Source organism: Caballeronia sp., assembly GCF_028292365.1.
Classification (GTDB): Bacteria; Pseudomonadota; Gammaproteobacteria; order Burkholderiales; family Burkholderiaceae; genus Caballeronia.
This window is the reverse complement of sequence record NZ_JAQGMM010000301.1, coordinates 1-3,567: the sequence shown is the minus strand read 5'-3', so window position 1 is coordinate 3,567 and position 3,567 is coordinate 1. Positions and strand designations below refer to the sequence as shown.

Below are 3,567 nucleotides of genomic sequence, written 5' to 3'. Positions count from 1 at the left end.
GTCTGCCAGCCTTTCTTCGCCGATGCTGATCGATCGGCCGCAGACCGCCGGCTTGCACTCGCATGCGCCTGCTTCGAGAGCGACTTGTGCGAAGCGGCCTTGGTGCTCTCACGTTTGAGCACCCGCGTGGACGTCGCGGACCGTTTCGACTTCGATTCCGTGCTCCCGCTGCGTTGGGTTTTGTGCTGCCCAGCCTGCGTGTCGTTCGCCGCTTTCTTGCGAGTGGCAGCGGACGCCGCGCCCTTCTTCGGCGCCTTCATAGCGACACCGGATCTGCGCGCCTCCGACAAGCCGATGGCAATCGCCTGCTTCGCGGACTTCGCGCCGTGCTTGCCCTCGCGAACATGATCGATCTGCTCCTTCACGAACGCGCCAGCCTGTGTGCTGGGCGACTTTCCCGCGCGTTTGGCGGCATGGGCGCGTTCGATGGTTTTCTTCTCTGGCATGGTGGCTCTCCTTTGAGAGAAGGTAGCTTGGTCTGGCAATGGCGTGGCAGCAATGGCCGTGCCAACGCGTCCGGCAGGCGCCACTGTGCGGATCCGTCGCAGATCGACATGTAAGGGTAATGTTAGATTGATGACCGATTAACCCAGCCGCTACCGCTACGCTGGCCTATTCAATTCGTTAAGGAGAGCCAATGTTGAAGAAGACTTGTATCGCAGCAGGAACCGTCCTAGCACTCGCAACAGGCAACGCGGCATTCGCGCATGATCAGCCGGGTGCGGATTGGATATCGAAAGACGCCGCAATCGGGAAGGTCAAGGCGCAGGGCTATGACGCGGTACGCCTCAAAGCCGACGACGGACGTTGGGAAGGCGAAGCCACCAAACAGGGTTTGTTCTATGACATCCACGTCGACCCGCACTCCGGCGCGTTGACGAGGAATGAATTGAAGAATTAAGCCAGTTGTGCGTTTCATACCTGTTGCAACCAGCTAGAAACCGCCGGTGCAGTACCGGTTACACACCGGCCTGCACCGTTCTCTCGTCCACGCCAAGTTGTTCTTTCAACCCGGCCCATCCCTTCGGCGTGACCTGAACGGCACGCGAGGACTTTGAACGCCGGACCCATCCAATCGCGCAAAGCCGGCTCATCAATTCAACGCCCAGGGGTCCGGCCAGATGATGCCGCCGCTCGGTCCAGTCGAGGCATTGCCGCGCGAGTCCGCGCCGGGTCGGTTTCAACGCCGCCACGTCCAGGCCCATCGTGAGGAACCATCCCATGCCGTCAGGCGTCACGTCGAACTCTTTATCCACCGCAGCAGAAATAAACCCGCGGGCCTGCAAGGCCTGCGTCACCGCTACGCCGAGACTGCCGGCAAGATGGTCATAACAGCATCGCGCGAACTGCAATTCCCGGGCTTCCCGGCTGCGCGGCATTCGACGCATCGCGCCAGTCGACGAAATCGACGAAATCGGCGCAATCGATGCAAGATTTTCAATCGCCAGTGCAACGTGCGAACCGGCGAGGCGATAGTACCGATGCCGTCCCTGCGTTTCCACCGACAAGAACCCGCCCGTCAGCAGCTTCGCGAGATGTGAGCTTGCCGTCTGGGCGGTCACGCCGGCGGCGTAGGCCAGCTCGCCCGCAGGTCGCGCGCGACCGTCGGCGAGGACCATGAGCATGGTGGCGCGCGTGGGATCGGCGATCAGGAAAGCGGCCGACGAGACCGCTGGATGAGGGAACATGAAGGATCTCCGCTTTGAGTTCGTCATGATAATCCGCTCATCTGTCCGCATGCTTCGATACGCGTCGAAGCATGCGGCATGACAGCGTCCCTACACTGGATTTCCCGTCCCGCTGCGAGAAATTCCCTGTGCCCGACACCCGAACGCTACAGCGCCGCGTCCTCGCTGCGACCAGCATCAGCTATATCGTCGTTATCCTTGATACGTCCATCGTCAATGTTGCACTGGGTAGCATCGCCGATGCGCTCGCGACCAACACAGCGGGCCTGCAATGGGTCGTCAACGCGTACACGCTGACCTTTGCGAGCCTGCTGTTGACGGGTGGCACGCTGGGCGACCGGTTTGGCGCGAAGAACGTTTACTTCGCCGGCATCGCTGTGTTCACGCTGGCGTCCGCGCTCTGCGGCGTGGCGACCAACCTTGCCGCGCTGACCGGCGCCCGCGTGCTGCAGGGTATCGGCGCGTCGATGCTGGTGCCCTGCTCGCTGATGCTCATCAACCGCGCCTACGCCGACCCGGGCGAGCGCGGCCGTGCGATCGGCCTTTGGGCCGCGTGCGGCGGTGCGGCGATGGCTGGCGGTCCATTGATCGGCGGCATCCTGATCCATGCGTTCGGCTGGCGCAGCATCTTCCTTGCGAATCTGCCGATCGGGTTGATCGGCTTGTGGCTGACATCGCGGGTTGAACGCAATGAACGGGGCGAACGTGTTGACCGTGCCCCGGTGACGCGCCATCTCGATCCCGCCGGTCAGGTGACCGCCATCCTGGCCCTGGGCATGTTGATCGCCGTGCTGATAGAAGGGCACCCGCTTGGCTGGGGCTCGCCGTGGACCGTGAGCGGGATTGCGCTGAGCGTACTTGCCGCGGGAAGCTTCTTCGCGATCGAATCAAGGCGGTCGCAACCGATGCTGCCCCTGTCCTTGTTCAGCAACCCGATCTTTTCCAGTGCTGCGTTTGTCTCGATGGTCTCCGCGATGACTTTCTATGGCCTGATCTTCACGCTGAGCCTCTATTTCCAGCAGGTGCGAGCGTATTCGCCGTTGCTGACCGGCCTCGCCTTCTTGCCGCTGACCGCGCTGGTGACGGCGGGCAGCATGTCGGCGGCGCGGTTCGTCAGGACGGTGGGGCCACGCTGGCCGATCTGCGTTGCACTGGACATCTATACGACCGGCTTTCTCGGACTGCTGATGTCCACGGACACTTCGCCCTACTGGCTCATCGCGCTCCCCATGCCGGCGATCGGCTTTTCCGCGGGTCTGATTACACCAATGGCCACGCGTTCGTTGATGGATACCGTCGATAAAAACCGCGCCGGGATCGCGGCGGGCGTGCTGAACTCGGCGCGGCAGACGGGCGCGGCGCTGGGCGTCGCGGTTTTCGGCGCGATGCTCACCACGCCGGACCGGTTTGAGCACGGCATGCATACTGCAATGCTGTTGGCTGCGGCCGTTTCGCTGACAGCGGCGCTGGTCTGGTGGTTGGCATCAAAAGCGATGACGCGGCAGCGGATCAGTCAGGCGGGTTGAGAGGTTGGACGAGCGCGGCTTTGCTTGGCGCCCTGTTGATGCTGCTGACGGCAAGGATGCCGCATGGATTCACGCGCGCATGTGGACGGGAAAAGCCGGCAACGGCAAAATCGAGGCGCCGAACGTCCGCTGCAAACGAACAATCCTGGCCGCCGTGGCGGACCCCGCACAACGCGCTCCTGTACGCTCCTTTCAATGATGCTCAAATCATCCCGCATTGCAGCACCTATCGACTTCGATGCCCCATCCGAACAAGTCGCGCAGCGCCTGATCGGCGCAATCTTCACGGTCGATGGCGTCGGCGGGAGGATCGTAGAGACAGAAGCCTACGATCGTGAAGATCCGGCGTCGCA

Annotated in this window: 5 protein-coding genes; 3 read left to right on the top strand and 2 right to left on the bottom strand. The window is 62.5% G+C overall.

Annotated features, from left to right (window positions below; all coding sequences use genetic code 11):
* Positions 1 to 446, bottom strand: a 446-nt coding sequence (locus tag JWR14_RS18740; protein WP_299709681.1) for a DUF6496 domain-containing protein, incomplete at its 3' end; no start/stop codon positions are given.
* A gap of 191 nt (positions 447 to 637) precedes the next feature.
* Between JWR14_RS18740 and JWR14_RS18735 the strand changes: the two genes are divergently transcribed.
* On the top strand, positions 638 to 901 hold the full coding sequence (locus JWR14_RS18735) for a PepSY domain-containing protein (RefSeq protein WP_299709679.1): 264 nt from the start codon (positions 638 to 640) through the stop codon (positions 899 to 901).
* Positions 902 to 959: 58 nt separating this feature from the next.
* On the opposite strand, the gene JWR14_RS18730 is transcribed toward JWR14_RS18735, so the two are convergent.
* The gene (locus JWR14_RS18730; protein ID WP_299709677.1) at positions 960 to 1,688 is read right to left on the bottom strand and encodes a winged helix-turn-helix domain-containing protein; all 729 of its coding nucleotides are present in this window, start codon (positions 1,686 to 1,688) and stop codon (positions 960 to 962) included.
* Between the two features lie 128 nt (positions 1,689 to 1,816).
* Here JWR14_RS18730 and JWR14_RS18725 point away from each other — a divergent pair, with 128 nt between their 5' ends.
* Together JWR14_RS18725 and JWR14_RS18720 are read left to right on the top strand one after the other, a co-directional pair.
* A complete protein-coding gene (locus JWR14_RS18725; RefSeq protein WP_299709675.1) occupies positions 1,817 to 3,214 on the top strand; it encodes an MFS transporter in 1,398 nt (465 codons plus the stop codon).
* A 198-nt stretch (positions 3,215 to 3,412) separates the two neighbouring features.
* The coding region (locus JWR14_RS18720; protein ID WP_299709683.1) for a DNA-3-methyladenine glycosylase at positions 3,413 to 3,567 on the top strand (155 nt) is incomplete at its 3' end.